Here is a 23,669-nt window from a genome sequence, read left to right as displayed (position 1 = left end):
CACGAGAAATAATACGAATACGTTATCTATCGTTTCCCGTCTCCCACTCGAATATAGTATTGTACAACTAACCCAAAACCGTTATATCTCCCTGTCGGCTATCCTCGAGTACATGACCGACATCGATCGACCGATCCGGCACGGAACGCGGACGACGGAGGACGGGGGGAGCCGATGACCGGCACGGAGCTCCTCGCGGGCGCGTCGCCGTCGGTACAGGCACTCGCGGTGATCGGAGTCGTCCTCCTCGAGGCGATCGCCCTCTACGTCGGGTACGGGGCCGTGGAGGAGGCGGTCGGGCCGGCCGTCCTGGATCGGCTCGCGAAGGCGAGATGATCGGCTCCATCGCGGCGACCGAGCTCCTCGGTCTCGGCCCGGAGATCTTCGGCCTGTTCGTCGCCTTCGGCTTCATGGTCGGCGTGTTCTTCGGGTTCTTCGGGATGGGGGGCTCGTTCCTCGTCACGCCCGCGCTGTTGATCCTCGGCTATCCCGCCCCGGTCGCCATCGGCAGCTCGATGGCGTTCGTGTTCGGGACCGCGGCGATCGCGACGATGAAACACCACGACGCCGGGCAGGTCGACTACAAGCTCGGCGCGCTGATGTTCGTCGGGATCTCCGTCGGCATCGAGCTCGGAAGCCGGCTCGTCTTCGGACTCGAGGTGCTCGGGATCGCGAACGTCGTCGTCGGCGTCGCGTACGTGCTCCTGCTGGCGGCGATAGGCGTGTTGTTCACGCGGAGCGCGCTGGATACCGACGATGACGACGGCGACGACTCCGAAGGTGACGCCGACGAGGTCCCGGCGATCGCCCGAAAGATCCAGTCGTACGAGATCCCGCCGATGACCACGCTCGCGGACGGCAGCCGGGCGTCGCTGTGGACGATCTCCGGCGTCGGCGGCGGCGTCGGGCTCGTCTCCGGGTTCCTCGGCGTCGGCGGCGGGTTCGTCCGGATGCCCGCGATCTACTACGTGATCGGCACGTCGCTCGCGGCCGCGGTCGGGACGAGCCTCTTCGGCGGGCTCATGTCCGGGGCGGTCGGCGCGTTCACCTACGGCCGCGCGGGCGTGATCGACCTCGGGATCGTCACGGCATTGCTCGTGGGCAGCGCGCTCGGCGCGCGGATCGGCTCGAGCGCGACCGCCTACGTCGACGAGGACGACGTGACGATCTACTTCGGACTCATGCTGCTCGTCGCCAGCGCCGCGGTCGGGATCGGCGAGCTCTCCTCGTGGCTGTCGATGCCGGTCCTCGACCGGCTCAGCTTCGTCCTCCTGATCGGGTCCGCGCTGCTCGTCTGTGCGATGATCCTCTATCACGGCGCGCTCGCCGTGCGACGGACCCGCGGCGTCCCCGGATCGCCCCGGCGTGGCGAGTGAACGACGCTCCGCCCACGAACCGACCGACCCGGAGTATTGTATTAGACATCCAAAACCGTTATGGGGACGGGGTGCGTACGTCTCGATGATGACACAAACCAGCGAACCCGTGCCGACCGAACCCGTCGCGCTCGAGAGTGCCGACGACTTCGACGACTTCGTGACCGGGCACGACGTGGTGCTCGTGGACTTCTACGCCGACTGGTGTGGTCCCTGTCAGATGATGGAGCCGGCCGTCGAGGCGGTCGCGTCCGGGACGGACGCGGCGGTCCTGAAGGTCGACGTCGATCAGCACCAGGGACTCGCCGCCGAGTACGGCGTTCAGGGCATCCCGACGCTCCTGGTGTTCGCCGGCGGTGAAGTCGCCGACCGAATGGTCGGCGCACAGACCGAGGACGCCCTCCGCGAGGCCGTCAGCGGGCGGCTCGAGTGAATGACCGCGAAGCCGGAGGGGTCCGCATGACCCCGCGGGAACTCCGGGCGGACGTTCCCGCGCTGGACGAGGAGACGGCGTACCTCAACTACGGCGCACACGGACCGAGCCCGGAGTTCGTCGTCGACGCCGCCGCCGACTTCCTCGCGGGCCACGAGTACGACGTGGCCGAGACGGACCCGTACGAGCACGCGTTCGGGACCTACGAGACGGTCCGCGAGCGGATCGCGGCGCTGCTGGGGGCCGACCCCGAGGAGATCGCGCTAACCGAGAGTACGACCGACGGGATCGCGCGGATCGCCGCCGCGATCGACTGGCAGCCGGGCGACGTGGTCGTCCGGACCGACGTCGAACACCCGGCGGGCGTGCTCCCCTGGCGACAGCTCGAGGAGGAGGTCGGGATCGAGGTCCGCGTCGTCGAGACCGAGGGCGGCCGGATCGACCGCGACGCGTTCGCCGACGCGGTCACGGACGCGCGGCTCGTCTGTTTCAGCGCGATCACCTGGACGCACGGCACGCGTCTCCCCGTCCGGGAACTCGTCGAGGTGGCGAACGACGCGGGCGCGTTCACGCTCGTCGACGCGGTCCAGTCGCCGGGGCAGGTCCCGGTGGACGTCCACGCGTGGGGCGCGGACGCGGTCGCGGCCGCCGGCCACAAGTGGCTGCTCGGGCCGTGGGGAGCGGGCTTCCTCTACGTCGACCGCGCGGTCGCCGAGGGGATGACCCCCGGCACCGTCGGCTACCGCGGCGTGGAGACGCCCACCGCTCACGACATCGAGTACGCCCCCGGCGCGAAGCGATTCGAGGTCGGCACCACAACCCCGGCGGCACACGTCGCCCTGTTGGAGGGGATCGACGCCATCGAGTCGATCGGCCTCGACGCGATCGAGAGCCGGATCGAGACGCTCACCGACCGCCTGAAGGAGGGCGTCGACGAGGAGCGCCTCCTGAGCCCGGCCGAGTACGAGACCGGGCTCGTCACGTTCGACGTCGAGGAACCCGAGGCGACCGTCGAGCGGCTCCTCGATCAGGGGATCGTGATCCGCGACCTGCCGCATCCGGACGCGGTCCGCGTGTCGGTCCACGCGGTCTCGACGGAGCGGGAGATCGACGAGGTGTGCGAGGCGCTGAACGGGGAACCGTAGCCGAATGGGATTTCACACGTTCGACGCCGACCGGGCGGCGAAGCTCGAGGACCCCGAGCGCTACGCCTGGGTCTCGCGCGAGGAGCTGGTCGACGCGGTCGATCCCGACGACGACGCCGTCGCCGACCTGGGCAGCGGGACCGGATTCTACACCGACGACGTCGCGCCCCACGCCGGGACGGTGTACGGCGTCGACCTCCAGGCGGAGATGCACGCGGCGTACCGCGAGAAGGGACTCCCCGAGAACGTCGAACTCGTCGAGAGCGACGTGGCCGACCTGCCGTTCGCGGCGGGCGAGCTCGACGCCGCCTTCTCGACGATGACGTTCCACGAGTTCGCCGACGACGACGCGGTCGCCGAGGTCGCCAGAGTGCTACGGGCCGAGGGGCGGTTCGTCGTCTTCGACTGGTCCGCCGACGGCGACGCCGCCGCCGGGCCGCCGCTCGACGAGCGGTACGACCTCGCGGACGCGACCGCGATGCTCGAGGGAGCCGGCTTCGAGGTCGTCCACGGGACGACCCGCACCGAGACGTTCGCGGTCGTCGCGCTGGCGCCGCGAGGGTGACGGAACCCTGCCGCCGTCCGTCAGTCGGATGGAACTCTATCCGCGGCCGTCCGCCAGTCGGGCGGCCTCCGGGAGCGACCGCAGCCACAGCATCGCGCCCGTCCCGACGAGGGGACCGACCACGAGCGGAACGAAGGCCCACCGCCAGCCGGCGACGTTCCGAACCGCGGGGATCAGCCGGATGGAGGCCATGGTGATGAGGAAGCCGACGGCGGTCTGGAGCGTCAGCGCGGAGCCGACGTAGCTCGAGTCGGCGAGTTCCGAGACGGCCGCGGAGAACTGTGCGGAGTCCGCGACGATGAAGAACCCCCAGACCAGGACGAACGGAACGACCACGAGAAGCGACGAGCCGTAGACGAGGCCGGCGAGGAGACAGGCGGTGCCGGAGACGCCCATCGAGACGCTCGTCACCAGGGATCGGCCCCAGCGGTCGGCCGCCGACCCCGCGATCCAGGCCCCCACGCCGCCGATCGCGATGGTTCCGAACGCCAGGAGCGAAGCGAGCCGTCCCGCGTTCGCCGTACCCCCGGCCTCGAGGCTGGCGACGAGATATATCGGGACCCATGTCCAGACGGCGTACAGCTCCCACATGTGGCCGAAGTAGCCGACGTTCGCCAGGACGACGCCGCGGTCGGTGACGATACGCCGGATCGCGCCGGGGTCGAACGGGGACGTCTCGGGCTGGTGAGGGCCGTCCTCGTACGCTAGGACGAGAAGCCCGCCGAGGGCGGCGAGCCCCGCGGTCCCGTAGAGGACGAGGTCGGGACGACCGACGCCGCCGATCGCTCGGAGGAGGTGTGGCGACGCCGAGCCGACGGTGAGCGCGCCGACGAGGACGCCGATGGCGAGACCACGTCCCTCGTCGAACCACGCCGCCATCATCTTCATGCCCGTCGGATAGACGCCCGCGAGGGTGACGCCGGTGAGGAATCGGAGAGCGATGGCCGGGAGGCCGCTGGAAACGACGCCGGCGATGAGCGCCGTCACGGCGGCGCCCGTGAGCGCCGAGCCGGCGAAGAGATACCGTGGCGGAACGACGTCAGCGACGGTGAATGACGCCGACAGCAGCGCACCGACGACGAACCCGAGTTGGACGGCGTTCGTCAGCCACGCCGTCTCGGCGGCGGAGAGGCTCCACGCCTCGGCCAGTTCCGGGCCGACCGCCGTGCCGCTAAACCAGAGGGTCATCGCGAACAGTTCCGCGATCCCGACGAGAACGAGCGCACGCCACTTCCCGTTAGCAATGGTCGCCATGCGTACGCGGAGTCGACCGGGGACAAAAATCCGACTACCGATCCGTTACTCGACGACCTCGCGAACCCACGCCGTGAGGTCGTCTCCGGGGATGAACCCCTCCGCGCGGCGGGCGACCGGCTCGCCGTCGACGAAGAGGACGAAGAGCGGCACGCTGCGCACGTCGAACCGCTCGACGAGCGGCGGGTCGTCGCGGGGATTCACGAGCGCCACGTCGACGTCGACCGTGCGGGCGACGTTGCCGAGGACGGGCTCCATGCTCGCGCAGATCCCGCACCCTTCGGTGTAGAACTCGACGAGCGCGGCGTCGGTGTCGGCGAGGAAGTCGTCGAGGGCGGACTCGTCGGCGAGCGAGGTCGGACGACCACGCGGGGCGTCCCTCGCGTGGTCCTCTCCCGTCGATACAGTATTGGATTCCATACACACTATTGTTCTCGGACCAGTATAAAGGCTTGCTTCGGAGGGATCAGCCTCTATCGCTCGTCGAACCGCTCCGCCCATCTCGACGGCAGTGCGGCGTACACCTCGGCGTTCCGCGCCAGCGCCTCGCGAGTGGTGTACTCGTCGACCGCGTGGACCGTATCGGTGCCGAAGGCGAACTCGACGGTCCGGATGCCGGCGTGTCGGAACGTCTTCGCGTCCCCGCCGCCGGTGGCGCTCCGACGGAAGACGCGCTCGCCGGAAACGGCGGTCGCGGCGTCGGTGACGGCTCCGACGAGCGTCCCGTCGACGGGTTCGTAGCTCCCCACCGACCAGCTCACGTCGGCGATCGAGACCGCGGGGAAGTCGGCGAGACAGTCGCGAACGTCCGCGAGCACGTCCGCGGTCTCGACGCCCGCGGTCAGCCGCACGTCCAGGCGGGCGGTCGCCGCGTCCGGGACGGTGTTCACCGCCTCGCCGCCCTCGATCGTCCCGAGGTTCACCGTCGGGTGTTCGAAGAGGTCACGTGCGTCGTCCGCGCCGAGCGTCGGCTCGTAGTACTCGACCGACTCCTCGACGATCGGCCGGAGCGCCGCGTCGAGGTCGAACTCCCGGGCCGTGAGCCGCGAGCGAAGCAGCGAGACCGCCTCCCAGAGCCGGTCGATCGCGTTGTCGCCGAGCGACGGCCGCGAGCCGTGTGCGGCGGTTCCCTCGGCGCGGAGCGTCAGCCAGATGCTCCCGCGGTCGGCGACGGTGACCGAGTGACGACCGCGCGAGCAGGTCGTCTCGCCGATGACGCAGGCGTCGGGCGCGAGCCGGTCGAACGCGTCGCTCGCGACGAGGGTGTCGACGCCGGCGTCGCCGCCGGTCTCCTCGTCGCTCACGACCGCGAACGCGAGGGTGACCGGCGGGTCGGCGTCCGTCGCGGCGATCGACTCCCCGGCGGCCAGCATCGCCGCGAGCGGCCCCTTCATGTCGGTCGCCCCGCGGCCGTAGACTCGATCGCCGTCCCGATCGCCGAGCGGGTCGTGGCTCCACGCGGCCGCGTCGAACGGGACGGTGTCGACGTGGCCGTTGTACAGCAGGGTCCGGTCCGTTCGACCGGGCAGGACCGCGAGCAGGTTCGGCTTCGCCGGATCCGTGACGACGCGCTCGGTCTCGAAACCGGCGGCCGCCAGCAGGCCGGCGACGTAATCGACGGCCTCGCGGACGTCTCCGGGCGGATTTCGCGTGTCGAGCCCGATCAGGTCGGTCGCGATATCGACGATGCGGTCGGTCGAGACGGTCGGATCGGCCGGATCGGTCGAGCGGGCCGGATCCCTCGAGCGGGTCGGGTCGGATGGATCGTCTGTCATGGTGGTGTATCGCGAGGGGAGATCGGGGGAGAGGAGATCCGTGCGAGGGAGTCGAAAACGGCCACGGGCCGGCGGAAGCGGAAACGTGTGGACGCGGGAACGCGTCGGTCAGTCGTCGCTCGGTGCGGCGGCGGGCGCGTCGTCGGCGTCCCGGCTGCGCCAGACGCCCTGTGCGTACGCGCCGACGAACATCCCGCCGATCGCGTAGAGGATCGGCCAGTTGCCGACGCCGAGGCTGGCGTAGGCCGCCCCGGGACAGATCCCGGAGAGCCCCCAGCCGACGCCGAATATCGACCCGCCGACGAGGACGTCGCGGTCGAACGACTTCAGCCGGCGGCCGTACGGTCGCCCCGTGAGCGGGGCCGACCCGCGCAGTTTCGGCAGGGTCCAGAACGCGATCCCGGCGACGATCGAGCCGCCGAACATCACGAACAGGAGTCCGAAGTCGTCGAACGTCAGGAAGTCGAGGACGACCTCCGGACGGGCCATGTGGCTGAACCCGAGCCCGAACCCGAAGACGAGCCCGCCGACGAGGATCAGCGGCATGAAGAGCGGGTGTCGGCTCACAGCCCCACCCCCAACGCCGAGACGGCGTTCGCGGTCACGATCGCGACGACGAGGAACGTCGCCACGCCGACGAGGGAGGTGCGCGAGACCGAGCCGACGCCGCAGATCCCGTGTCCGGAGGTACACCCCTTCCCGACGCGGGTGCCGATCCCGACGAGGATCCCGCCGAGGAACAGCCGCCACGGCGAGACTTCGGTGGTCCAGGCGCTGTCCGCGATGGACCAGGGGTCGCCCTGGTATATCAGCGCGTAGACGGCCGCCCCGCCGATTATCCCGAGGGTGAACACGACGCGCCAGTCGCGCGAGGCGCGGTACTGCGCGAACCGCGAGCGCCCCGAGACGTACGAGAGCGTCGACTCGAGGAACGTGCTCGCGCCCGCCGTGATGCCCGTCCCGAGGTAGATCAGGACGGTTCCGAGCCCGACGAGCAACCCGCCGATCGCGTACCGCGAGATCCCGTTGGGGAACAGCGCGTCGACGGTGCCGGCTCCGAGCAGGTCGGCGGCCGCGGCGTCGATCACGCGGCGTCACCTCCGATGGAGACCGGCGTCGCGGGCGAGCGGGACGTCACGGACGGATCAGTCGTCGCTCGTGAGCGCATCCTGGCTCGCGGCGCAGTTGTTCGGGCCGAGCTCGAGCGCGAACGCCTCGTCGTCGTCGACGGCGTTCTGCCCGAGGTTGGTGGCGATGACCTCCTCGTAGTTGGCCGGTCTGGGCGGCATGTCCGCGAGGACGGTCTCGACGAACGTATCCTCGTCGACCGAGAGCGCGTCCATGCGTTCGCGGAGCTCGCCGATCGGCGCGGTGTAGGTGCCGTCCGCGGCCGACTCGGCCGCGTCACTGAAGTGCGCACCGCCGACGAGGACGTCGTCGTCGAGGGTCAACACGCGGTTCTGGAGCGAGTCGTACAACAACCGGGCGGCCTCCGGCGCGCCCTCGTCCCCCTCCTCGAGGTCGGGACGGGCGACGCTCTCGACGAAGAGACCGTCGCCGGTCGCGAGCAGGCTCCCGCCGAGCAGGTAGGAGGTCATGCCCGTGGTGTGGCCGGGCGTGAACACCGTCTCGATCGTCGCCGATCCGACGGCGAACTCGTCGCCGTCCTCCGTCAGCGTGACCTCGTCCGCGTAGGTGACGCCGCGGTCGGCGGCGGCGGAGGGAAGGACCGCCTCGACGCCCTCCTCGGCCAACTCACGGAGCCCGGAGACGTGATCCGCGTGCACGTGCGTGTCGAACGCGTACGTCAGATCGACGCCGAGTTCCGCGGCGTCGGCGAGGTAGCGGTCGGTGAACGCCCGCAGCGGGTCGACGACGGCGGCCTCGTCGCCGTCGTAGAGCAGGTAGCCGAGACAGCCGCTGGAGGGGCGCTGGTACTGGAGGAGCGTCCCCGGGCCGTCGTAGCCGGTCACCTCGTGGGCCTCGTAGATCGACGCCCAGCCGTTCATGCCGTCCTCGAGGTGGTCGACTTCGTAGCCGCGGTCGGCGAGCGCGCCCGCGACGTACTCGCTCGCGCCGCCCTTCGCACAGAGCACGGTGACGTGCTCGTCGTCCGGGATCGACGCGAGGACGTCGTCGCCGATCTCCTCGTCGAGGAAGTGGAAGTACGGCACGTTGATCGACTCGACGGTCTCGCCGTCGATGCGCCACTCCTCGTAATCGCTCGACATCCGGGCGTCGAGCAGCGTCACCGATTCCCCGGCGTCGATGCGGTCTTTGAGCGTTTCGGGTGCGATCGAGTCGACGTCCGAGTCCGGCGTCGGAAAGTCCATCTCGTCTGCGTCCATGTACGCTCTCTACTATCGGACGTATCGACTTAAGACTTCCCATAGTTGTGTACTTACTATACAATATACTAGGCAACGAGCGTCGGCCGGTATCGGGTTGAATCAGTCTTTACAGCGCATATACGCAGGTACGTGCGAATGAAGAGTCAGGAGATCCCGGATCTAGGCATCAGTGTCGTTCAGCAGTTCAGGTCAACCACAAGAATCGACACACTTATCATCGGACATCCAATATTGTGTGATAGCCCCAACACGGGGATTCAACCATGAGCACGGAAACCGCGACGGAGACGCTCGACGTGAAAGGACAGAACTGCCCGATGCCCGTCATCAAGACGAAGGGAGCGTTCGACGGCCTCGCGGCCGGCGACGTTCTCGAGGTCGTCTCGACGGACTCGGGGAGCATGAGCGACATCAAGGGCTGGGCCGAGTCGACCGAGGGTGCCGAGCTGGTCGACCAGGCCGAGGCCACCGAGGACGGGACGGCAGTGTACAAACACTACGTCCGGAAGGCGGAGTGAGATGAGCGCGGACACACCGCCGTCGGCCGACGGCGAACTCTCACCCGACGACGTCTCCGAGCTGCGCGCGCAGATCGAGGCGTTGGAGGCCGAGGTCTCCGACCTCCGGAGCGAGGTCGACGAGGGGAGCGCCGACAGGATGGTGATCATCGCCACGAAGGGAACGCTGGACATGGCGTACCCGCCGCTCATCCTCGCGAGCACGGCCGCCGCCTTCGGCTACGACGTCACGGTCTTCCACACCTTCTGGGGGCTCGAGATCCTCCACGAGGAGAACTCGAAGGACCTCGGATTGAGCTCCGTCGGCAACCCCAACATGCCGCTGCCGAACGCCATCGCCGCGCTTCCGGGAATGGACCGGATGACCGCGCGGATGATGCGAAACCGGATCGAGGACAACGACGTCGCCTCCGTCGAGGAGCTGATCGAGACCTCCCTCGCGAGCGGCGTCGACCTCCAGGCGTGTCAGATGACGATCGACCTGCTCGGCTACGACGAGGACGACTTCTACGACGGCGTGACGACCGGCGTGGGCGCGGCCTCCGCCTTCCAGGACATGGCCGACGCCGACATTCAACTGCTCGTTTGAATACGGCTACGGCGTCACGCACGCCACGGCTCGAACGAAGTATTAACTCGTTTCCGCCGGTAGCAGTGGATATGAGTGGTGTATCCCTCTCGCTCCAGCGGGCCGACGAGGAGACGATAGGATACGTCGAAACGCTGCTGGAGCGGAACGGACTGCCGTCGAGCGACGTGAGGGCAGGGGCCGGTCGGTTCTACGTCGGATACGACCGCGGAGAGCGGGTCGGCGTCGGCGGGATCGAGATCTACGACACCGAGGGGTTGCTCCGATCGGTCGTCGTCGAACGAGGGGCGCGGGAGAACGGGTTCGGAACGGCACTCTGTGAGGCGCTGGAACGGACGGCTCGGGACAACGGCGTCGAAACGCTGTATCTGCTCACCACGACCGCGTCCGAATTCTTCGAGAACCTCGGCTACGAGACGATAGAGCGGGACGCGGTGCCGGAGGCGATCCGGCGGACGACCGAATTCGCCGACCTGTGTCCCACGACCGCCACCTGTCTGCGGAAGTCGATTTGACACTCGGGGGTTCGACGGAGTCGAACGGACGGAACGTGCCTGCGACCGCTAGGACTCGTTTTCCGGCGACCGCGACCGTCCGATCGCCTTCGAGACCGCGAGCACGTACCCCAGCCCGTACTGGATCTCGGGGTCGCGGAGTCCGCGTGCGAGCCCCAATGCACCGACCTTCGCGGGCTCGCTCCGTTGGGCCGCGCCGAGCCCCTCGAGGAGCGTCTTGGTTCCCTCCCGGACCTCGTCGTCCGCGGCCGCGTCCGCGACCTCGCCGAGGGCGGCCCCGGTGCCCGCGAGCGAGCGGACCATCCCGTCGTCGAGGGCGGCGGTCGCGAGCGAGCCGACCGCCCCGAGCTCCGCGAGCTCGTCCAGGGTTCCGCTCCGCTGGAGCTCGATCAGCGTCTCCATCGCCTCGCGGAGCTCCTCGCCGTTCTCGCCGACGGTCGCCGCGAGGTCGACCGTTTCGTCGGTGGCCAACCCGTCCGCCGACTCCGCGAGCGTCGAGGCCGTGCCCGCGAGGTCGACGACCATCTCGTCGGTGAGCGCGCTCTCTCCGAGCGCGACGACGTCGAGCAGCTCGTTGACCGCATCGAGGCGGTCGACGAACGCCGCGACCGCCTCGGGGTTCTCCGCGACGATGGCCTCGAGGTCGTCGCGGTCGAGATCGGCCTCCCCGTCGAGCGGTGCGTTCCCATCGTCGGCCTCTCCGTGGTCGACGTCCTCGCTTTCGGAGTCCGTGGGTTCGTCGGTCATCTCAGAGCAACCCCCGTGCGGTGAGCCAATAGGACTCGTTGTACGCCAGCTTCGACCAGTGAAGCTTCTCCGAGGGCGGGGCGGGCGACGGCGGGTTCTCGTAATCGAACTCGACGAACGAGGCCGCGTCCATGCCCGTTTCGATGAAACACAGCGTCTTGCCGTCGTACGTCGCCGTCGCGGGGCGGCCGCGGACCTCGCTCGCGAGCCGTCGCCCGACGACGCCCGCCTGGTAGTGGGCGACGCTTCCCGCCTTGGGTACGCCGGTCGTCGCGGCGTCGCCGATCGCGTACACGTTCTCGGCACGTTCGGCCTCCAGCGTGTGTTTGTCCACGTCGACCCAACCACGGTCGCCGAGGTCGGCGTCCGCGACGACGTCGACGCCGCGGTGCGGCGGGATCGCGGCGAGGACGTCGTAGTCGATCTCGGTTCCCTCCATCGACGCCACCGTCTTCGCATCGGGGTCGACCGAGTCGGCGTTGAAGAACGTCTCCACGCCGATGTCGCGCTCCGTCATGATCGGCTCGGCCCACTCGGCGATGTGGGGGTTACCGTGAACGCGGTTGATCGGGTAGGTGTACGTGACCTCGACGTCCTCGCGCAGCCCGCGCTCGCGGAACCAGTCGTCGGCCATGAACGCGAACTCCAGCGGCGCGGCCGGGCACATGTGCGGCGTCCCGACGACGCTCACCACGAGGTGCCCCTCGGTCATCGAGAGCAGGTCGTCGCGCAGCGCCAGCGCGCCGGACTCCGAGTAGTAGTCGTGGCCGCCCTCGGCCAGCCCCGGGACCTCGTCGGGCGCGAGCGTCGATCCCGTCGCGACGACGAGGTAGTCGTACGAAAGCGGTGCGCCCGCGTCACGGAGCGCGAGCTCCTTCGCGTCCGTATCGATCCCGGTCACTCGGTCGACGACGAGGTCGATCCGGGAGTCGACGAGTTCGCGGAGCGGCCGCCGACCGTCCGCGGGCTCGCGCTGCCCGAAGGGGACGTACAGCCACACCGGCTTGTACACGTGGTCGGGGCCGTCGTTGATCAGGGTCACCTCGACGTCGCCGCCGTCGATCTCCGCAGCGAGCCGGTCGGCGAGCCCGTTCGCGAGCACCGTCCCGCCGGTGCCGCCGCCGAGGATCGCGACCCGATCGGTCACGTCACGCCACCTCCACGTAGAAGCGGTAGTCGTCGCCCGTTTCCTCGACGGCGAGTAGCTCGTTGTCGGTCTCGTCGACCCACTCCGAGACGTCCGTGAGCGACTGCTCGGCGTCGCTCAACAGCAACACGACGTCGCCCGAGTTCGCCGAACGGACTCGTCCGATGAGGTCCATCAGCGGACCGGGACAGGCGGCCCCGCGCGCGTCGACGGTGTCGGTGGGTTCGATGTCGGTGTCGGTCATGATACGGTCGGACGTTCGGTCGCCGTGGTTATAGTATTGTATAGAAGTTCCAAACGTGTAGAACCGTACCAGAACTTATATATGTTCTCGAAGGGACCGACGCGAGCGTCCCGGAGCGGGGAGAGGAACGGCCCCCGAGAAACCGCGGCTACTCGCCGAGTTCGTCGCGAAGGTCGCCCATCGTGACCTCGCGTTCGGCGTGAGCGTTGTGCTGGTGGATCGACTCGTCGTTCGACTGCTTCATGCGGATCACGGCGTCGTCGGCGAGGTGGTCGAACTCCGAGAGCGTTCCCTCGGCGAGCGCACGCACGCAGTCCTCGACGAACTTCGCGTTCGCGTGGGCGTGATAGGTCATGTGGTCCTCGTCAGGGCGTTTCGCCATGTTGTAGATCCGCGCGCTCATCGAGTCGCGGGCGACGTCGATCACGTCGCGGAGGTCGACCTCCGGGCTCCCGTCCGTGGTGATAGTCAGCGTGGCGTGGCCGCGCTGGGAGTGACCCGGCTGCGGGACCGCATCGAGGAACGCCTCGGTCGTCTCCTCGTCGACGCCGAGCCGGTGAAGCTCCTCGCGAGCGCGCGACTCGGACATCCCCTGTGAACAGGGACACACCGTCATCCCGGTGACCTCCGCGCCGATCTCGGCGCGGGTCCCCTCGTCGGTCGCGGTCGCGCTGGCGAGGATGGTCGCCGTGCTCTGGGTCTCGAGCCCGGAGGCCGGCGTGTCCTCGCGGGTGACGAGCTCCGCCGTCATCGACACCTCGGCGGTGGTGGTGTAGTCGTGTTTCTCCAGGAGTCGCTCCGCGGCGTCGCCACAGACGTCCTCGACCCGGTAAGCCTCCTCGCGGGTTATCTCCTCTAATATCTCGTCTATCGTCGCGAGGTTCCGCGACATGTCGATCCCCTTCCGGCCGCTCGGGAGGTCGACGAACACCTCGAACTCGGCCATGAGGACGATCGGTCGCTCGTCGCCGCGGGCGAGCTTGACGAGCTTCTCCACGCCGGTGACGCCGACCTGCGAGAGCCCGACGGTGACGTCCGGGGCCGACGCCTGTACGTCCGGCAGCTGATGACTCATTACGAACGTATCAGGGGAGACGAGCGATTAGGGCTTTCGATGACGGGGGTCGCGTCGGGCTTCCGGCGACGTCGACGGGAGTCGCGGTCGGGTCGAACGCTCAAAGCCGCGTCGCTCGCCGCTCCGGCGCGTAACGCACCATTTATAACTGCGGCAGCGGAACCGTACCCCAACGACCATGCCGAGTTCCAATGGACCCCAGAAGGCCACTCGAGACAAGCTGTCGAACAAGCCGAGAGACCGCGGAACGTCGCCGCCCCAGCGCGCGATCCAGGAGTTCGAGGAGGGCAGCCGGGTCCACCTCAAGATCGACCCGAGCGTCCAGGAGGGGCGCTTTCACCCCCGCTTCGACGGTCGAACCGGCACCGTGACGGGCAAGCAGGGCGCGGCGTTCACCGTCGAGATCACGGACGGCGGCAAGACCAAGACGCTGGTCGTCCGCGCCGCCCACATGAGCCAGCAGCAGTAAGATGACGATCTTCAAGGAGAAGCTGGACGAGGAGTACCTCACCACCGCGGAGGCGAAGGAGATCCTCGGCGAGATCGAGGCGGACCGCGCGGCCGACGAGGAGCGCGAGCTCCGGTACGAGCTGGCCCGCGCGATCGAACACGTGAACCGCTTCGGTCACCTCGACGCCGACGAGTCCCGAGAGCTCGTCGAGGAGCTCGCCGAGCTCGAACGGATCGACGTTCCGACGGCGGTCAAGATCACCGACCTCCTTCCCGAGGACCGAACGGAGCTCCGCTCCGTCTTCGCTCAGGAACGGTACTCGCTCGACGGCGACGAGCTCGACGAGGTCCTCGACGTCGTCGCGAAGTACGCCTAGACCGAGCGGATCGTCGGATCCGGCCCGATCGGGCGGAGCTCCGACCCGATGGAGGTTCGACGTTTCCCCGATGGCCGACGTTTCCCCGACGGCGGCGGTTTTTTACCGCTCGGATGCGCTACCTGTTGACATGAGCGATCACGCGACAGACGCCGACGAGCGCGACTCGGCCTCCGAGGACGGAACGGAGGAGCGTTCCGTCGCCGTCCTGCTCGACGTCCTCCCCAACGGCCGACCCGACGACGGCCGCCCGGGCTACCAGAAGTCCCCGGTTGCGTACGCGGTCGGCGTCCCGTCGTTCGGGCTGTACGAGCTGTCGCTGGAGGAGGACGCCGACGTCTCCGTGAGCGACCGGATCGACCTCGACGGGCCGGCCGTCTCGCGGTACCGCGAGGTCGCCTTCGACGACCTCACGCGGAACGCGGCCGCCGAGGTCGAGTACGCCGTCGAGGCGATCGTCGACGACGACGAGCGTCGGTTCGTCGACTTCTACAACGAGGCGGGGCCGATCACGCTCCGGCTCCACCAGCTCAACCTCCTGCCCGGGATCGGCAAGAAGCTCCGGAACAGGGTCCTCGACGAACGGAAGCGCGGCCCCTTCGAGAGCTTCGAGGAGGTCTCGAGTCGGATATCGGGCCTGCACCGCCCCCGAGAGGTGATCCTCGAGCGGATCGTCGAGGAGATCCGCGAGGACGACCTGAAGTACCGGACGTTCGTCGGCCGCGAGGAGTGACCAGGAAACGGGACTTTTACCCCGAGCCACCGTGTAGCGCGGCCATGACCGATCGATCGGCGGGGGCCGCGGACGCGTACGGAACCCGCGACCCCGACGCGCTCGCGCGGCGGGCCGGCACCCGCGCGAACCCCGACAACGATCAACACTTCCTCGTCGACGACCGCGTCCTCGACCGGCTGCCGACGTACCTCCCCGCGGACGCCGACCGGAGCCACCTCCTCGAGGTCGGCGGCGGCGCGGGCGCGCTCACGGACCGGCTGCTCGCGGCGGTCGGCGCGGGCGGCGCCGCCGCCGGCGACTCCGACGATGACACCTCCAACGCCGCCGAGGGCGGACCCGTCGGTCGGGTGACCGTGATCGAACGCGACCCGCCGTTCGCGGCGTTCCTCCGCGAGGAGTTCGCGGCCGCGGTCGACGCCGGAACCCTCACCGTGCTCGAGGGCGACGCGCTCGAGGTCGAGTTGCCCGACTTCACCGCCTGCGTCGCGAACCTGCCGTACGGGATCTCCTCGGAGATCGCCTTTCGGCTGCTGCCCCGAAAGAAGTCGCTCGTGTTGACGTTTCAGGCGGAGTTCGCCGACCGGATGGTCGCGTCGGCCGGCGAGTCCGAGTACGGTCGCCTCTCCGTCTCCGCCCAGCACTACGCGAACGTCGAGGTCGTCGAGCGGATCCCGAAGGAGGCGTTCGACCCCCAACCCGCCGTCGAGAGCGCGGTCGTCCGGTGTACGCCGCGGGACCCCGACTACGAGGTGGGTGACGAGGCGTTCTTCCTCCGGTTCGTGAAGGCGCTCTTCACCCAGCGGCGCAAGACCGTCCGGAACGCGATCCGCAACACCGCCCACATCTCCGGGCTCGACGCGCCGGACGCGGTCGTGGACGCGGTCGACGAGGACCTGCTCGGTCGCCGACCGGGGACGCTCGACCCCTCGGCGTTCGCGGCGCTCGCCGAACTCGCCCGCGAGCACGGGTCGCCGGCGGAGGCGTGAGACGATGGCCGGCCGGACTCGAACCGGAGGTGGACGGCGATGACCGCCGGGGTCGAAGCCCTAGTCGGCGTGCTCGCCGACCTCGATCGGCTCGTGAGCGGGAACGCCCGGCGGATCCTCCTCACGGCGGCGATCGTCGGATTCGTCGTCGCCGTCCGGCTGGTCGTCGGACGGCTGAAACGCCGGAAAGAGGAGCTCTCCTCGACACGGCGGTTGGCGCTCTCGACGACGATCGCGGGGGCCACCGCCGCGGGAGTGCTGTCGCTTCTCGTCGTCTGGGAACGCAGCGGGGCGCTCGTCGACGCGGTCCAGTCCGCCGCGATCGCGGACCAGCTGTCGAACGTCGTACTCGCGGTGATCCTGCTCGCGAGCGCCTACGCGGTCACGGACTTCCTCGGCGACGTGATCCGCGAACTCTCCGTCGAGAGCACGGCGGTCTCCGAACACCAGGAGGAGGTGCTCCGGCGGATCGTCCAGTTGAGCGTCTACACGCTGGTCGCGCTCGTGACGATCGGCCTCTTCACCGACAACGTCGGCAGCCTCCTCGTCGGGGCGGGGTTCCTGGGGATCGTCGTGGGGATGGCCGCCAGACAGACCCTCGGTGCCGCTCTCGCCGGGTTCGTCCTGATGTTCTCGCGGCCGTTCGAGGTCGGCGACTGGGTCTCGATCGGCGAGTACGAGGGGACCGTCACGGAGATATCGATCATCAACACGCGGCTCCGGTCGTTCGACGGCGAGGTCGTCACCCTCCCGAACGACGAGGTCCGTGCGGGCGCGGTCGTCGACCGGTCGCGTCGCAACCGCCTCCGTATCGAGATCGAGGTCGGCGTCGACTACACGACCGACCTCGATGTGGCCGTGGACGTCATCGAGGACGCGATCACCGGGCTCGACGGCGTGGCCCGGATGCCACAGCCCGACGTCGTGACCAAGCGGTTCGCGGACTCGTCCGTCGTCCTCGGGGTCCGCTACTGGATCACGAACCCGAGCATGCGGAAGCGCTGGCGGACCCAGACCGCGGTCATGGCCGCGATCAAGACCGAGTTCGAGGCCGAGGGGATCACGATCCCCTTCCCGCAGCAGACGCTCTCGAGTCGAACGAAGGGGGCGGACGCCGAGCTGAACGCGCGGATCGGCGGCGGCGAGGGCGAGCCCGAACCGTCGGGTGAGACGGACGAGGGGTCGTCCTCGGGAGGATCGGGAGCGTGACCTCCCTCGACCGCGACGGGCCGACCGTGTATCGCCCCGCGAAGGACTCCGGGCTCCTGGCCAAGGCGGCCCTGGAGGACGCTCACGGCCGCGTGCTGGAGGTCGGGACCGGTTCCGGCTGGGTCGCGGAGCGGATCGCCGAGGAGCGCGGGCTCCGCGTCGTCGGCAGCGACCGCAACCCCCACGCGGCCCGGGAGGCGGCCGACCGGGGCGTCGAGGCGGCGGTGGCCGACCTCCTCGACCCGTTCCGCGCCGACGCGTTCGACACGGTGTGTTTCAACCCGCCGTACCTCCCGACCGATCCGGAGAACGAGTGGGACGACTGGATGGAGCAGGCGCTCTCGGGCGGCGAGTCCGGGCGGGAGCTCATCGAGCCGTTCCTCGCCGACGTCGATCGGGTGCTCGCGCCGGGCGGAACCGTCCTCCTGCTCGTCTCGTCGTTGACGGGATACGAGGAGGTGCTGGCGCTCGTCGAGGACGCCGGCTTCGATCACGTGGTCGCCGTCGAGGAGTCGTTCCCGTTCGAGACCCTCACCGTGTTACGACTCGAACGGACGGAGTAGGTCGGGGCTCCGGGTCAGTCCGCGGTTCGCTCGTCGGGGGCGTCGCGGTCGGCGGTCGGTTTCCCCGTCCCCTCCGATCCGGTCGGAACGAGCCCGACTCTCCCGTCCGTTTCCCCGAAGGACTCCGGATGGATCACGGCCGCGAGCGCCTCCAGCGTGTCGACGACGCGGTGGCTGTGGCGGTTGAGGTAGGCGGTGCCGTCCATCGCGTACACCCGTCCGTCCCGCACCGCGGCCACGTCGTCGAGGGGTTCGCGTTCCAGCAGCTCCCGAGCCCGGCTGCCGGCCTCGGCGACGTCGGCGCTACAGGGACCCACGACGAGGACCTCCGGGTCGAAGGCGCGCAGCTCCTCGGGGTCGACCTTCCGGGACCGTTCGCCGGCCGCGACGAGTCCGGGTGCTCCGCCTGCGAGACGGATCAGGTCGGGGATCCAGAGCCCGCCGTGGCGGACCGGGTCGGTCCAGTCGAGGACGGCGACGCGGGGACGGGAGTCGAGAGTCGCCGGGGAGCCGGAGCTCGCAACCTCGCCCGGGACCGCGTCCGCGACGGCGTCGATCCGGGCTTCGAGGTCTGCGCGGAGCTCGGCCGCGGCGTCCCGACGGCCGACCGCCTCGCCGATCCGTTCGACGTTCGCGAGCACGTCCGCGAGGTCGTCGGCGTGGACGTCGAGCACCGCGGCGTCGAGGTCGAGCCGCTCGACCGCCCGGCGGGCGAGCCCCGCGTCGAGCGCACAGACGGCACAGACGCCCTGCGTGAGTATCGCGTCCGGGTCGGCCGCGGCGAGCGCGTCGCCGTCGAGGTAGTACGTGTCGTCGTGGGCGACGATCCGGTCGATCCCGTCGGGGTCGTCCTCGAGGTCGCGAACGAGCCCCGTGAGCGTCGGCCGGTCGGTCACCGCCGGCGGGTGATCGCACTGGTGGGAGACCGCGGCGGGCGTGACGCCGAGCGCCGCCGCGACCTCGGTCGCCGAGGGGAAGAGCGAGACGACTGACATGGGCCGTGGTTCCACGCGATCGGTGGTAAGGGTTCGGCTCGCCCGTTCCGAAGGAATAACCATAGGACATAAATCAGGTTCGCAAATATTATACAACGGCATATCCAACGCTCGGTGATGACCGAACGAGTCGCGGCCACGCCGGGGATCTATCCGCTCCCGGACTGGGCGAAAGGGACGCTGTCGGACCTGAAGGGCCACCAGAAGGGCGACCTCCTCAGCGGCGACGAGGGGGGCGAGATCGCCGAGGCGTACGACGAGGTCCGCGCGGAGTTCGTCGACGACCAGATCGAGGCTGACCTCGACCGCGTCGTCGAGGGACAGGGTCGTTGGGACGACATGATCGCGCATCCGCTCACGGTCCACGACGAGGTCGAGACCGGCGGGATCGTGCGGTACTACGACAACAACAACTTCTACCGCGACCCGCGAGTCGTCGGCGACCTCGACTTCTCCGGCGACGTGGCGGGCGAGCTCGAGTCGGCGCGCGCGCTGCTCGAGGAGGCGGGTTCCGGCGACGCCCCGCTCGCGGCGACGCTGCCGGGACCGTACTCGCTCGCCGCGCTCGCGACCGACGAACACTACGGCGACGACGACGAGTTCCAGGCCGCTATCGCCGAGTTCCTCGCCGGCGAACTCGAGGCCTTCCCCGCACACGAGACGCTGTTCGTCCTCGAGCCGTCGCTGGTGACGAACCCGCCGGCGGACGGGACCGAGGAGCGCGCGACCGACGCGATCGCGACGGTCGCCGACGCGACCGACGCCGACGTGGTCGTCCAGACCTTCTACGGCGCGCTCGACGAGAAGCTGTACGCCCACCTCGTCGACGAGGCGGGCGCGGACGCGCTCGGGCTGGACCTGGTCGCCGGCGACCGCGAGGACACCGTGTACAACGTTCAGGAGTACGGATCGACCGACTCGGTCGCGCTCGGACTCGTCGACGGGCAGAACACGCTCGTCGAGGAGCCGGGGACGATCGCCGAGCGCGTCGAGTGGTTCGAGGGACAGGCCCCGGCCGCCGACTTCGAGACGACGTACCTGACGCCGAACACCGAGCTGTTCTACCTGCCGGAGAACAAGTACCGCGCGAAGCTGTCCGCCCTCGCCGCCGCCACGGAGGTACTCGAGTAATGGTCCGAAACCCAGCCGCCAACCGCGAACAGTTCCGCCCGACCGACCACCCGAACGACTCGTTCCTGCTCACGACGGTCGTCGGCTCGTACCCGAAGCCGAAGTGGCTGAACCGCGCCGACGAGCTCGTCGAGGACCCCGACTCGAAGTTCGACGAGTCGGACCTCGAAGAGGCCCACGACGACGCCTGTCGGCTGATCACGCACGAGCACGAGCGTGCCGGGCTCGACACCGTCGTCGACGGCGAGATGCGCCGCAACGAGATGGTGGAGTTCTTCGCCGAGCGCATCGACGGCTACGAGTTCAACGGCCCGGTAAAGGTGTGGGGCCACAACTACTTCGATAAACCCTCGGTCGTCGAGGAGGTCTCCTACGACGAGCCGTGGCTCGTCGACGAGTTCGCGTTCACCACGAACGTCGCCGAGCGCCCCGTCAAGGTCCCGATCACGGGACCGTACACGCTCGGCTTCTGGGCGTTCAACGAGGCGTACCCCTCCACCGAGGAGCTGGTCTACGACCTCGCGGACCTCGTCAACGAGGAGGTCGAGAAGCTGGTCGAGGCGGGTGCACGATACATCCAGATCGACGAGCCCGCGCTGGCGACGACGCCGGAGGACCACGCGATCGTCGGCGAGGCGCTCGACCGGATCGTGAGCGGCATCGACGAGGACGTGCGGATCGGACTGCACGTCTGTTACGGCGACTACTCCCGGATCTACCCCGAGATCAACGACTACCCGATCGACGAGTTCGACGTGGAGCTGTGTAACGGCGACTACGAGCAGATCCCGACGTTCCAGGAGGACGAGTTCGAACCCGACCTCGCGCTCGGCGTCGTCGACGCCCACACCGCCGAGATCGAGCCCGTCGAGGAGATCAAGGAGAACGTCCGCCAGGGGCTCCGGGTCGTCCCGCCCGAGAAGCTGACTATCTCGCCCGACTGCGGGCTGAAGCTACTCCCCCGCGAGATCGCCTACGGCAAGACCGAGAACATGGTGACGGCCGCGAGGGAGGTCGAAGCCGAGATCGACGCCGGCGAGATCGACCTCGACGCGCCGCTCGCGGACGACTGAAGCGCCGCCGTCCGATTCCCCGCAGATCACCCGATCACCCTCCCGTTACCTGACGTTTATGCGGATCGCCCTCGTGTGTTCGGTATGGCAAACGTCATCGTCGTCGGCGGCGGCCCCGCAGGTCTGAGCGCAGCCCTCTTCGCCGCGAAGAACGGCCTCGAGACGACCGTCTTCGACACCGACGGCACGTGGATGCACAAGGCACACCTGTTCAACTACCCCGGGATCGGGTCGGTCGACGGTACCCTCCTCGTCGACACGATGCGCGACCAGGTCGACGACTTCGGCGTCGAGCGTCACCAGGGCGTGGAGGTCACGGGCGTCGAGTCGACGGACGGCGGCTTCGTCGTCTCGACCGCTGACGACGAGTACGCCGCCGACTACGTCGTGCTCGCGACGGGCGCGAGCCGCGACCTCGCGGAGGGCCTCGGCTGTGCGTTCGCCGAGGACGACACGGTCGACGTCGGGGTGGACATGGAGACCTCCGTGGAGGACGCCTACGCGACGGGCGCGATGGTCCGCGCCGAGGAGTGGCAGGCGGTCATCTCCGCCGGCGACGGCGCGGCGGCCGCGCTCAACGTCCTCTCGAAGGAGAAGGGCGAGCACTACCACGACTTCGACGTGCCCGCCGACGCCGAGCGCGTGCTCGGCTCGCTCGTCGACGAGGAGTAGCGAACCCGGGTCCGGACGGCCGTTTGTTAAGTATCTCGCGGCGAAGCCGATCGGTATGGACATCGGCGTGACCGTCGGAGACGACCTCGACCGACTGGCGGCGTCGCCGGCGGCGTTCGACTTCGTCGAGCTCGGCGTCGGCGCGGGGAGCCTCCCGCCGGAATCGATCGATCCCGGCCGGCTCGGCCGGGCGCTCGCCGGCCGGGACCTGGCCGTTCACCTGCCGTACAGCCAACCCCTGACGAGCTACGCGTCCGAGGTCAACGACGCCATCGTGGCCTACCAGCGGCGGCTGCTCGAGGGAGCGGGAGCGCTCGGCGCGGAGAAGGCCGTCCTCCACGCCACCTCCGCCGACCGCGACGACGTCGAGTTCCGCGAGACCGCGGCCGAGCAGCTCCGGCGTGTCGCCGACGCCGGTCGGGAGGCGGGCGTCGAGGTCGTCGTCGAGAACGTCGGCCATCAGCACCGCGGGATCCAGCTGTCGGTCCTCGGCGACATCGCCCGGGAGACGGACACCGCGGTCTGTTTCGACGTGGGACACGCGTACATGGAGGGCGGGAACGAGGCGATACGGCGGTTCCTCCGACGCTACGGCGACCGGGTCTCACACCTCCACTGTCACGACGTGCGCCGCCGCGGCGACACGCACATGCCGGTCGGAGCCGGCGAGGTGGACTACGAGGCGATGAGCGCCGAACTGGAGGGGTTCGACGGCACCGTCGCACTGGAGGTGTTCACCGACGACGACGGGCTGCTCGTCGACTCCGCTCGGCGCGTCGCAGGCCACCTGGGCGCGGAGTGGTGAGACCCTCCCGTCTCAGTGGTCGTCGGCGTCGTCGGCTCCGTTCGTCTCGTCGTCCGCGGTCGATCCCGGATCGTCGTCCGCGGCGGAACCGTCCTCATCACCGGGACCGTCCCCGTCGCCGGCGGGATCCGTCCCCGTCGTGTCGTCGTCGAGCTGGCGCTTGATCGACTCCAACTCGGACTCGACGTCGACCTCGGGTCGGCCCGCGTCGTCGACGTCCTCGGCCTCGGCCTCGACTTCCCCGGGCCGATCGTCGCCGTCGGCGTCGGGATCGGTCACGTCGATGTGGACCGCGCCGTCCCGAGCTCGGTCGTCCCCGCGGCCGCGACGCTCCCGCTCGTCGTCCCCCCGTCGACCGTCCTCTCGTCGCCCCCGTCCGTCCCCGTCCCGTTCGTCCCGTCGGGACCGCGCCGCGTCGGCCTCGCGGCGTCCCTCCTCGATCCGCGATTCGATCTCCGCGGTGAGGTCGCGCGCGTCGGCGATGATCGAACGGGAGGCGGCGTCCTCGGGGAGGTCGGCCTCCGAGAGCGCGGTTCGGAGCTCCGCGAGCGATCGGGAGAGCCCGGCCGTCGCGCCGTCGCGGACGTCCGCGAGGCGGTCGCCGGTCGCCTCCGCGCCCTCCGTGACGCTCCGGCCGGGATCGGCGAGCCGGAGCGTTCCCTGGAGCAGTTCGAGCGACTTGATCGTCGTCTCCAGGAGGGCGATGAGCGTCGGGATCGTGTACTGCTCCGTGAACCGTACCAGCTCCGAGAGACGGGGCGGGCGCGGGGGACCGCGGCGGTCGCGTTCGGTTTCCCGAAGGTCGCGCCGGAGCTCGGAGAGCACGTCCTCGAGCTCGTCGAGCCGCTCCTCGAGGTCGTCGTCGCGTCGATCGCGGGAACTCATGTACTCGCCTACGCGGTGGCCGGGTAAAAACCTCGGCCGCGGGGATCCGACGA

The 23,669-nt window shown here is 69.4% G+C and carries 30 protein-coding genes; 18 read left to right on the top strand and 12 right to left on the bottom strand.

Features of this window, described 5'->3' with window-relative positions; genetic code table 11:
• Positions 1 to 174: 174 nt before the first annotated feature.
• The 5 genes from EAO78_RS18020 (at position 175) to EAO78_RS00790 (ending at position 3,519) form a co-directional block, all read left to right on the top strand.
• A complete protein-coding gene (locus tag EAO78_RS18020; protein WP_203227797.1) occupies positions 175 to 336 on the top strand; it encodes a DUF7512 family protein in 162 nt (53 codons plus the stop codon).
• The gene (locus tag EAO78_RS00805) at positions 333 to 1,376 is read left to right on the top strand and encodes a sulfite exporter TauE/SafE family protein (RefSeq protein ID WP_122103967.1); all 1,044 of its coding nucleotides are present in this window, start codon (positions 333 to 335) and stop codon (positions 1,374 to 1,376) included. The genes EAO78_RS18020 and EAO78_RS00805 overlap by 4 nt, the downstream gene beginning before the upstream one ends.
• A gap of 88 nt (positions 1,377 to 1,464) precedes the next feature.
• A complete protein-coding gene (trxA, locus tag EAO78_RS00800) occupies positions 1,465 to 1,809 on the top strand; it encodes a thioredoxin (RefSeq protein WP_122103966.1) in 345 nt (114 codons plus the stop codon).
• 26 nt (positions 1,810 to 1,835) lie between these two features.
• Complete coding sequence (locus EAO78_RS00795; protein ID WP_122103965.1) at positions 1,836 to 2,954, top strand: aminotransferase class V-fold PLP-dependent enzyme; 1,119 nt, start codon at positions 1,836 to 1,838, stop codon at positions 2,952 to 2,954.
• A 4-nt stretch (positions 2,955 to 2,958) separates the two neighbouring features.
• Positions 2,959 to 3,519: a class I SAM-dependent methyltransferase gene (locus tag EAO78_RS00790; RefSeq protein ID WP_122103964.1), complete on the top strand. Its 561-nt coding sequence runs from the start codon at positions 2,959 to 2,961 to the stop codon at positions 3,517 to 3,519.
• Between the two features lie 36 nt (positions 3,520 to 3,555).
• On the opposite strand, the gene EAO78_RS00785 is transcribed toward EAO78_RS00790, so the two are convergent.
• From EAO78_RS00785 to EAO78_RS00760, 6 genes are all read right to left on the bottom strand, one after another.
• On the bottom strand, positions 3,556 to 4,773 hold the full coding sequence (locus EAO78_RS00785) for an MFS transporter (RefSeq protein ID WP_122103963.1): 1,218 nt from the start codon (positions 4,771 to 4,773) through the stop codon (positions 3,556 to 3,558).
• Between the two features lie 45 nt (positions 4,774 to 4,818).
• Entirely contained in the window at positions 4,819 to 5,193 is a 375-nt protein-coding gene (locus EAO78_RS00780) for a thioredoxin family protein (RefSeq protein ID WP_122103962.1), read from the bottom strand.
• 53 nt (positions 5,194 to 5,246) lie between these two features.
• A complete protein-coding gene (locus tag EAO78_RS00775; RefSeq protein ID WP_122103961.1) occupies positions 5,247 to 6,548 on the bottom strand; it encodes a M20 family metallopeptidase in 1,302 nt (433 codons plus the stop codon).
• A 108-nt stretch (positions 6,549 to 6,656) separates the two neighbouring features.
• Positions 6,657 to 7,094 carry a YeeE/YedE family protein gene (locus tag EAO78_RS00770; RefSeq protein ID WP_122104191.1) on the bottom strand — a complete coding sequence of 146 codons (438 nt, stop codon included), beginning with the start codon at positions 7,092 to 7,094 and terminating at the stop codon, positions 6,657 to 6,659.
• A 17-nt stretch (positions 7,095 to 7,111) separates the two neighbouring features.
• Entirely contained in the window at positions 7,112 to 7,636 is a 525-nt protein-coding gene (locus EAO78_RS00765) for a YeeE/YedE family protein (protein WP_122103960.1), read from the bottom strand.
• Positions 7,637 to 7,693: 57 nt separating this feature from the next.
• Positions 7,694 to 8,896 (bottom strand): MBL fold metallo-hydrolase, encoded by a 1,203-nt coding sequence (locus EAO78_RS00760; RefSeq protein WP_122103959.1) that lies wholly within the window; start codon positions 8,894 to 8,896, stop codon positions 7,694 to 7,696.
• Positions 8,897 to 9,162: 266 nt separating this feature from the next.
• On the opposite strand from EAO78_RS00760, the gene EAO78_RS00755 reads away from it, so the two are divergent.
• From EAO78_RS00755 to arsN2, 3 genes are all read left to right on the top strand, one after another.
• Complete coding sequence (locus EAO78_RS00755; RefSeq protein ID WP_122103958.1) at positions 9,163 to 9,417, top strand: sulfurtransferase TusA family protein; 255 nt, start codon at positions 9,163 to 9,165, stop codon at positions 9,415 to 9,417.
• A 1-nt stretch (position 9,418) separates the two neighbouring features.
• On the top strand, positions 9,419 to 10,006 hold the full coding sequence (locus EAO78_RS00750) for a DsrE/DsrF/DrsH-like family protein (RefSeq protein ID WP_122103957.1): 588 nt from the start codon (positions 9,419 to 9,421) through the stop codon (positions 10,004 to 10,006).
• A gap of 71 nt (positions 10,007 to 10,077) precedes the next feature.
• The gene (gene arsN2, locus EAO78_RS00745; protein WP_122103956.1) at positions 10,078 to 10,521 is read left to right on the top strand and encodes an arsenic resistance N-acetyltransferase ArsN2; all 444 of its coding nucleotides are present in this window, start codon (positions 10,078 to 10,080) and stop codon (positions 10,519 to 10,521) included.
• Positions 10,522 to 10,569: 48 nt separating this feature from the next.
• Here arsN2 and EAO78_RS00740 read toward each other — a convergent pair whose 3' ends face one another.
• From EAO78_RS00740 to mptA, 4 genes are all read right to left on the bottom strand, one after another.
• Positions 10,570 to 11,268 carry a helical membrane plugin domain-containing protein gene (locus EAO78_RS00740; RefSeq protein WP_122103955.1) on the bottom strand — a complete coding sequence of 233 codons (699 nt, stop codon included), beginning with the start codon at positions 11,266 to 11,268 and terminating at the stop codon, positions 10,570 to 10,572.
• Between the two features lies 1 nt (position 11,269).
• On the bottom strand, positions 11,270 to 12,415 hold the full coding sequence (locus tag EAO78_RS00735; protein ID WP_122103954.1) for an NAD(P)/FAD-dependent oxidoreductase: 1,146 nt from the start codon (positions 12,413 to 12,415) through the stop codon (positions 11,270 to 11,272).
• 1 nt (position 12,416) lies between these two features.
• Complete coding sequence (locus EAO78_RS00730) at positions 12,417 to 12,659, bottom strand: sulfurtransferase TusA family protein (protein WP_122103953.1); 243 nt, start codon at positions 12,657 to 12,659, stop codon at positions 12,417 to 12,419.
• A gap of 148 nt (positions 12,660 to 12,807) precedes the next feature.
• A complete protein-coding gene (mptA, locus tag EAO78_RS00725) occupies positions 12,808 to 13,734 on the bottom strand; it encodes a GTP cyclohydrolase MptA (protein ID WP_122103952.1) in 927 nt (308 codons plus the stop codon).
• 178 nt (positions 13,735 to 13,912) lie between these two features.
• Here mptA and EAO78_RS00720 point away from each other — a divergent pair, with 178 nt between their 5' ends.
• The 6 genes from EAO78_RS00720 (at position 13,913) to EAO78_RS00695 (ending at position 18,055) form a co-directional block, all read left to right on the top strand.
• The gene (locus EAO78_RS00720) at positions 13,913 to 14,203 is read left to right on the top strand and encodes a 50S ribosomal protein L21e (protein ID WP_122103951.1); all 291 of its coding nucleotides are present in this window, start codon (positions 13,913 to 13,915) and stop codon (positions 14,201 to 14,203) included.
• 1 nt (position 14,204) lies between these two features.
• Positions 14,205 to 14,561, top strand: coding sequence for an RNA polymerase Rpb4 family protein (locus EAO78_RS00715; RefSeq protein WP_122103950.1), 357 nt, complete (start codon positions 14,205 to 14,207; stop codon positions 14,559 to 14,561).
• 130 nt (positions 14,562 to 14,691) lie between these two features.
• Positions 14,692 to 15,294, top strand: a complete 603-nt coding sequence (locus EAO78_RS00710; RefSeq protein WP_122103949.1) for a DUF655 domain-containing protein — start codon at positions 14,692 to 14,694, stop codon at positions 15,292 to 15,294.
• Positions 15,295 to 15,338: 44 nt separating this feature from the next.
• Positions 15,339 to 16,283 carry a 16S ribosomal RNA methyltransferase A gene (locus EAO78_RS00705; protein WP_122103948.1) on the top strand — a complete coding sequence of 315 codons (945 nt, stop codon included), beginning with the start codon at positions 15,339 to 15,341 and terminating at the stop codon, positions 16,281 to 16,283.
• A gap of 39 nt (positions 16,284 to 16,322) precedes the next feature.
• The gene (locus EAO78_RS00700; RefSeq protein WP_122103947.1) at positions 16,323 to 17,492 is read left to right on the top strand and encodes a mechanosensitive ion channel family protein; all 1,170 of its coding nucleotides are present in this window, start codon (positions 16,323 to 16,325) and stop codon (positions 17,490 to 17,492) included.
• Positions 17,489 to 18,055: a HemK2/MTQ2 family protein methyltransferase gene (locus tag EAO78_RS00695; protein ID WP_238987588.1), complete on the top strand. Its 567-nt coding sequence runs from the start codon at positions 17,489 to 17,491 to the stop codon at positions 18,053 to 18,055. Before EAO78_RS00700 ends, EAO78_RS00695 begins: the two co-directional genes overlap by 4 nt.
• Before the next feature lie 14 nt (positions 18,056 to 18,069).
• Here the strand turns inward: EAO78_RS00695 and EAO78_RS00690 are convergent, their stop codons facing one another.
• Positions 18,070 to 19,050 carry an ABC transporter substrate-binding protein gene (locus tag EAO78_RS00690; RefSeq protein WP_122103945.1) on the bottom strand — a complete coding sequence of 327 codons (981 nt, stop codon included), beginning with the start codon at positions 19,048 to 19,050 and terminating at the stop codon, positions 18,070 to 18,072.
• A 117-nt stretch (positions 19,051 to 19,167) separates the two neighbouring features.
• Here EAO78_RS00690 and EAO78_RS00685 point away from each other — a divergent pair, with 117 nt between their 5' ends.
• From EAO78_RS00685 to EAO78_RS00670, 4 genes are all read left to right on the top strand, one after another.
• The gene (locus EAO78_RS00685; protein ID WP_122103944.1) at positions 19,168 to 20,181 is read left to right on the top strand and encodes a 5-methyltetrahydropteroyltriglutamate--homocysteine methyltransferase; all 1,014 of its coding nucleotides are present in this window, start codon (positions 19,168 to 19,170) and stop codon (positions 20,179 to 20,181) included.
• On the top strand, positions 20,181 to 21,254 hold the full coding sequence (locus EAO78_RS00680) for a methionine synthase (protein ID WP_122103943.1): 1,074 nt from the start codon (positions 20,181 to 20,183) through the stop codon (positions 21,252 to 21,254). Before EAO78_RS00685 ends, EAO78_RS00680 begins: the two co-directional genes overlap by 1 nt.
• An 84-nt stretch (positions 21,255 to 21,338) precedes the next feature.
• Positions 21,339 to 21,926, top strand: coding sequence for an NAD(P)/FAD-dependent oxidoreductase (locus EAO78_RS00675; protein WP_122103942.1), 588 nt, complete (start codon positions 21,339 to 21,341; stop codon positions 21,924 to 21,926).
• Between the two features lie 55 nt (positions 21,927 to 21,981).
• On the top strand, positions 21,982 to 22,731 hold the full coding sequence (locus EAO78_RS00670) for a sugar phosphate isomerase/epimerase family protein (RefSeq protein WP_122103941.1): 750 nt from the start codon (positions 21,982 to 21,984) through the stop codon (positions 22,729 to 22,731).
• A gap of 12 nt (positions 22,732 to 22,743) precedes the next feature.
• On the opposite strand, the gene EAO78_RS00665 is transcribed toward EAO78_RS00670, so the two are convergent.
• Positions 22,744 to 23,616: a DUF7547 family protein gene (locus EAO78_RS00665; protein ID WP_122103940.1), complete on the bottom strand. Its 873-nt coding sequence runs from the start codon at positions 23,614 to 23,616 to the stop codon at positions 22,744 to 22,746.
• Positions 23,617 to 23,669: the final 53 nt, after the last annotated feature.

It is taken from the genome of Halobellus captivus (genome assembly GCF_003697845.1).
GTDB classification, from domain to species: Archaea; Halobacteriota; Halobacteria; order Halobacteriales; family Haloferacaceae; genus Halorubrum; species Halorubrum glutamatedens.
This window is presented reverse-complemented; position numbering and strand designations above follow the sequence as displayed.

Bases quoted from the DNA above. Each gene is read 5' to 3' on its own strand.
- EAO78_RS00750 (WP_122103957.1), top strand. From the start codon at position 9,419: ATGAGCGCGGACACACCGCCGTCGGCCGACGGCGAACTCTCACCCGAC.
- EAO78_RS00720 (WP_122103951.1), top strand. From the start codon at position 13,913: ATGCCGAGTTCCAATGGACCCCAGAAGGCCACTCGAGACAAGCTGTCG.
- EAO78_RS00730 (WP_122103953.1), bottom strand. From the start codon at position 12,659: ATGACCGACACCGACATCGAACCCACCGACACCGTCGACGCGCGCGGG.
- EAO78_RS00675 (WP_122103942.1), top strand. From the start codon at position 21,339: ATGGCAAACGTCATCGTCGTCGGCGGCGGCCCCGCAGGTCTGAGCGCA.
- trxA (WP_122103966.1), top strand. From the start codon at position 1,465: ATGACACAAACCAGCGAACCCGTGCCGACCGAACCCGTCGCGCTCGAG.
- arsN2 (WP_122103956.1), top strand. From the start codon at position 10,078: ATGAGTGGTGTATCCCTCTCGCTCCAGCGGGCCGACGAGGAGACGATA.
- EAO78_RS00710 (WP_122103949.1), top strand. From the start codon at position 14,692: ATGAGCGATCACGCGACAGACGCCGACGAGCGCGACTCGGCCTCCGAG.
- EAO78_RS00685 (WP_122103944.1), top strand. From the start codon at position 19,168: ATGACCGAACGAGTCGCGGCCACGCCGGGGATCTATCCGCTCCCGGAC.
- EAO78_RS00780 (WP_122103962.1), bottom strand. From the start codon at position 5,193: ATGGAATCCAATACTGTATCGACGGGAGAGGACCACGCGAGGGACGCC.
- EAO78_RS00670 (WP_122103941.1), top strand. From the start codon at position 21,982: ATGGACATCGGCGTGACCGTCGGAGACGACCTCGACCGACTGGCGGCG.
- EAO78_RS00680 (WP_122103943.1), top strand. From the start codon at position 20,181: ATGGTCCGAAACCCAGCCGCCAACCGCGAACAGTTCCGCCCGACCGAC.
- EAO78_RS00700 (WP_122103947.1), top strand. From the start codon at position 16,323: ATGACCGCCGGGGTCGAAGCCCTAGTCGGCGTGCTCGCCGACCTCGAT.
- EAO78_RS00785 (WP_122103963.1), bottom strand. From the start codon at position 4,773: ATGGCGACCATTGCTAACGGGAAGTGGCGTGCGCTCGTTCTCGTCGGG.
- EAO78_RS00790 (WP_122103964.1), top strand. From the start codon at position 2,959: ATGGGATTTCACACGTTCGACGCCGACCGGGCGGCGAAGCTCGAGGAC.
- EAO78_RS18020 (WP_203227797.1), top strand. From the start codon at position 175: ATGACCGGCACGGAGCTCCTCGCGGGCGCGTCGCCGTCGGTACAGGCA.
- EAO78_RS00795 (WP_122103965.1), top strand. From the start codon at position 1,836: ATGACCCCGCGGGAACTCCGGGCGGACGTTCCCGCGCTGGACGAGGAG.
- EAO78_RS00805 (WP_122103967.1), top strand. From the start codon at position 333: ATGATCGGCTCCATCGCGGCGACCGAGCTCCTCGGTCTCGGCCCGGAG.
- EAO78_RS00705 (WP_122103948.1), top strand. From the start codon at position 15,339: ATGACCGATCGATCGGCGGGGGCCGCGGACGCGTACGGAACCCGCGAC.
- EAO78_RS00690 (WP_122103945.1), bottom strand. From the start codon at position 19,050: ATGTCAGTCGTCTCGCTCTTCCCCTCGGCGACCGAGGTCGCGGCGGCG.
- EAO78_RS00775 (WP_122103961.1), bottom strand. From the start codon at position 6,548: ATGACAGACGATCCATCCGACCCGACCCGCTCGAGGGATCCGGCCCGC.
- EAO78_RS00715 (WP_122103950.1), top strand. From the start codon at position 14,205: ATGACGATCTTCAAGGAGAAGCTGGACGAGGAGTACCTCACCACCGCG.
- EAO78_RS00760 (WP_122103959.1), bottom strand. From the start codon at position 8,896: ATGGACGCAGACGAGATGGACTTTCCGACGCCGGACTCGGACGTCGAC.
- EAO78_RS00755 (WP_122103958.1), top strand. From the start codon at position 9,163: ATGAGCACGGAAACCGCGACGGAGACGCTCGACGTGAAAGGACAGAAC.
- mptA (WP_122103952.1), bottom strand. From the start codon at position 13,734: ATGAGTCATCAGCTGCCGGACGTACAGGCGTCGGCCCCGGACGTCACC.
- EAO78_RS00665 (WP_122103940.1), bottom strand. From the start codon at position 23,616: ATGAGTTCCCGCGATCGACGCGACGACGACCTCGAGGAGCGGCTCGAC.
- EAO78_RS00770 (WP_122104191.1), bottom strand. From the start codon at position 7,094: ATGCCGCTGATCCTCGTCGGCGGGCTCGTCTTCGGGTTCGGGCTCGGG.
- EAO78_RS00740 (WP_122103955.1), bottom strand. From the start codon at position 11,268: ATGACCGACGAACCCACGGACTCCGAAAGCGAGGACGTCGACCACGGA.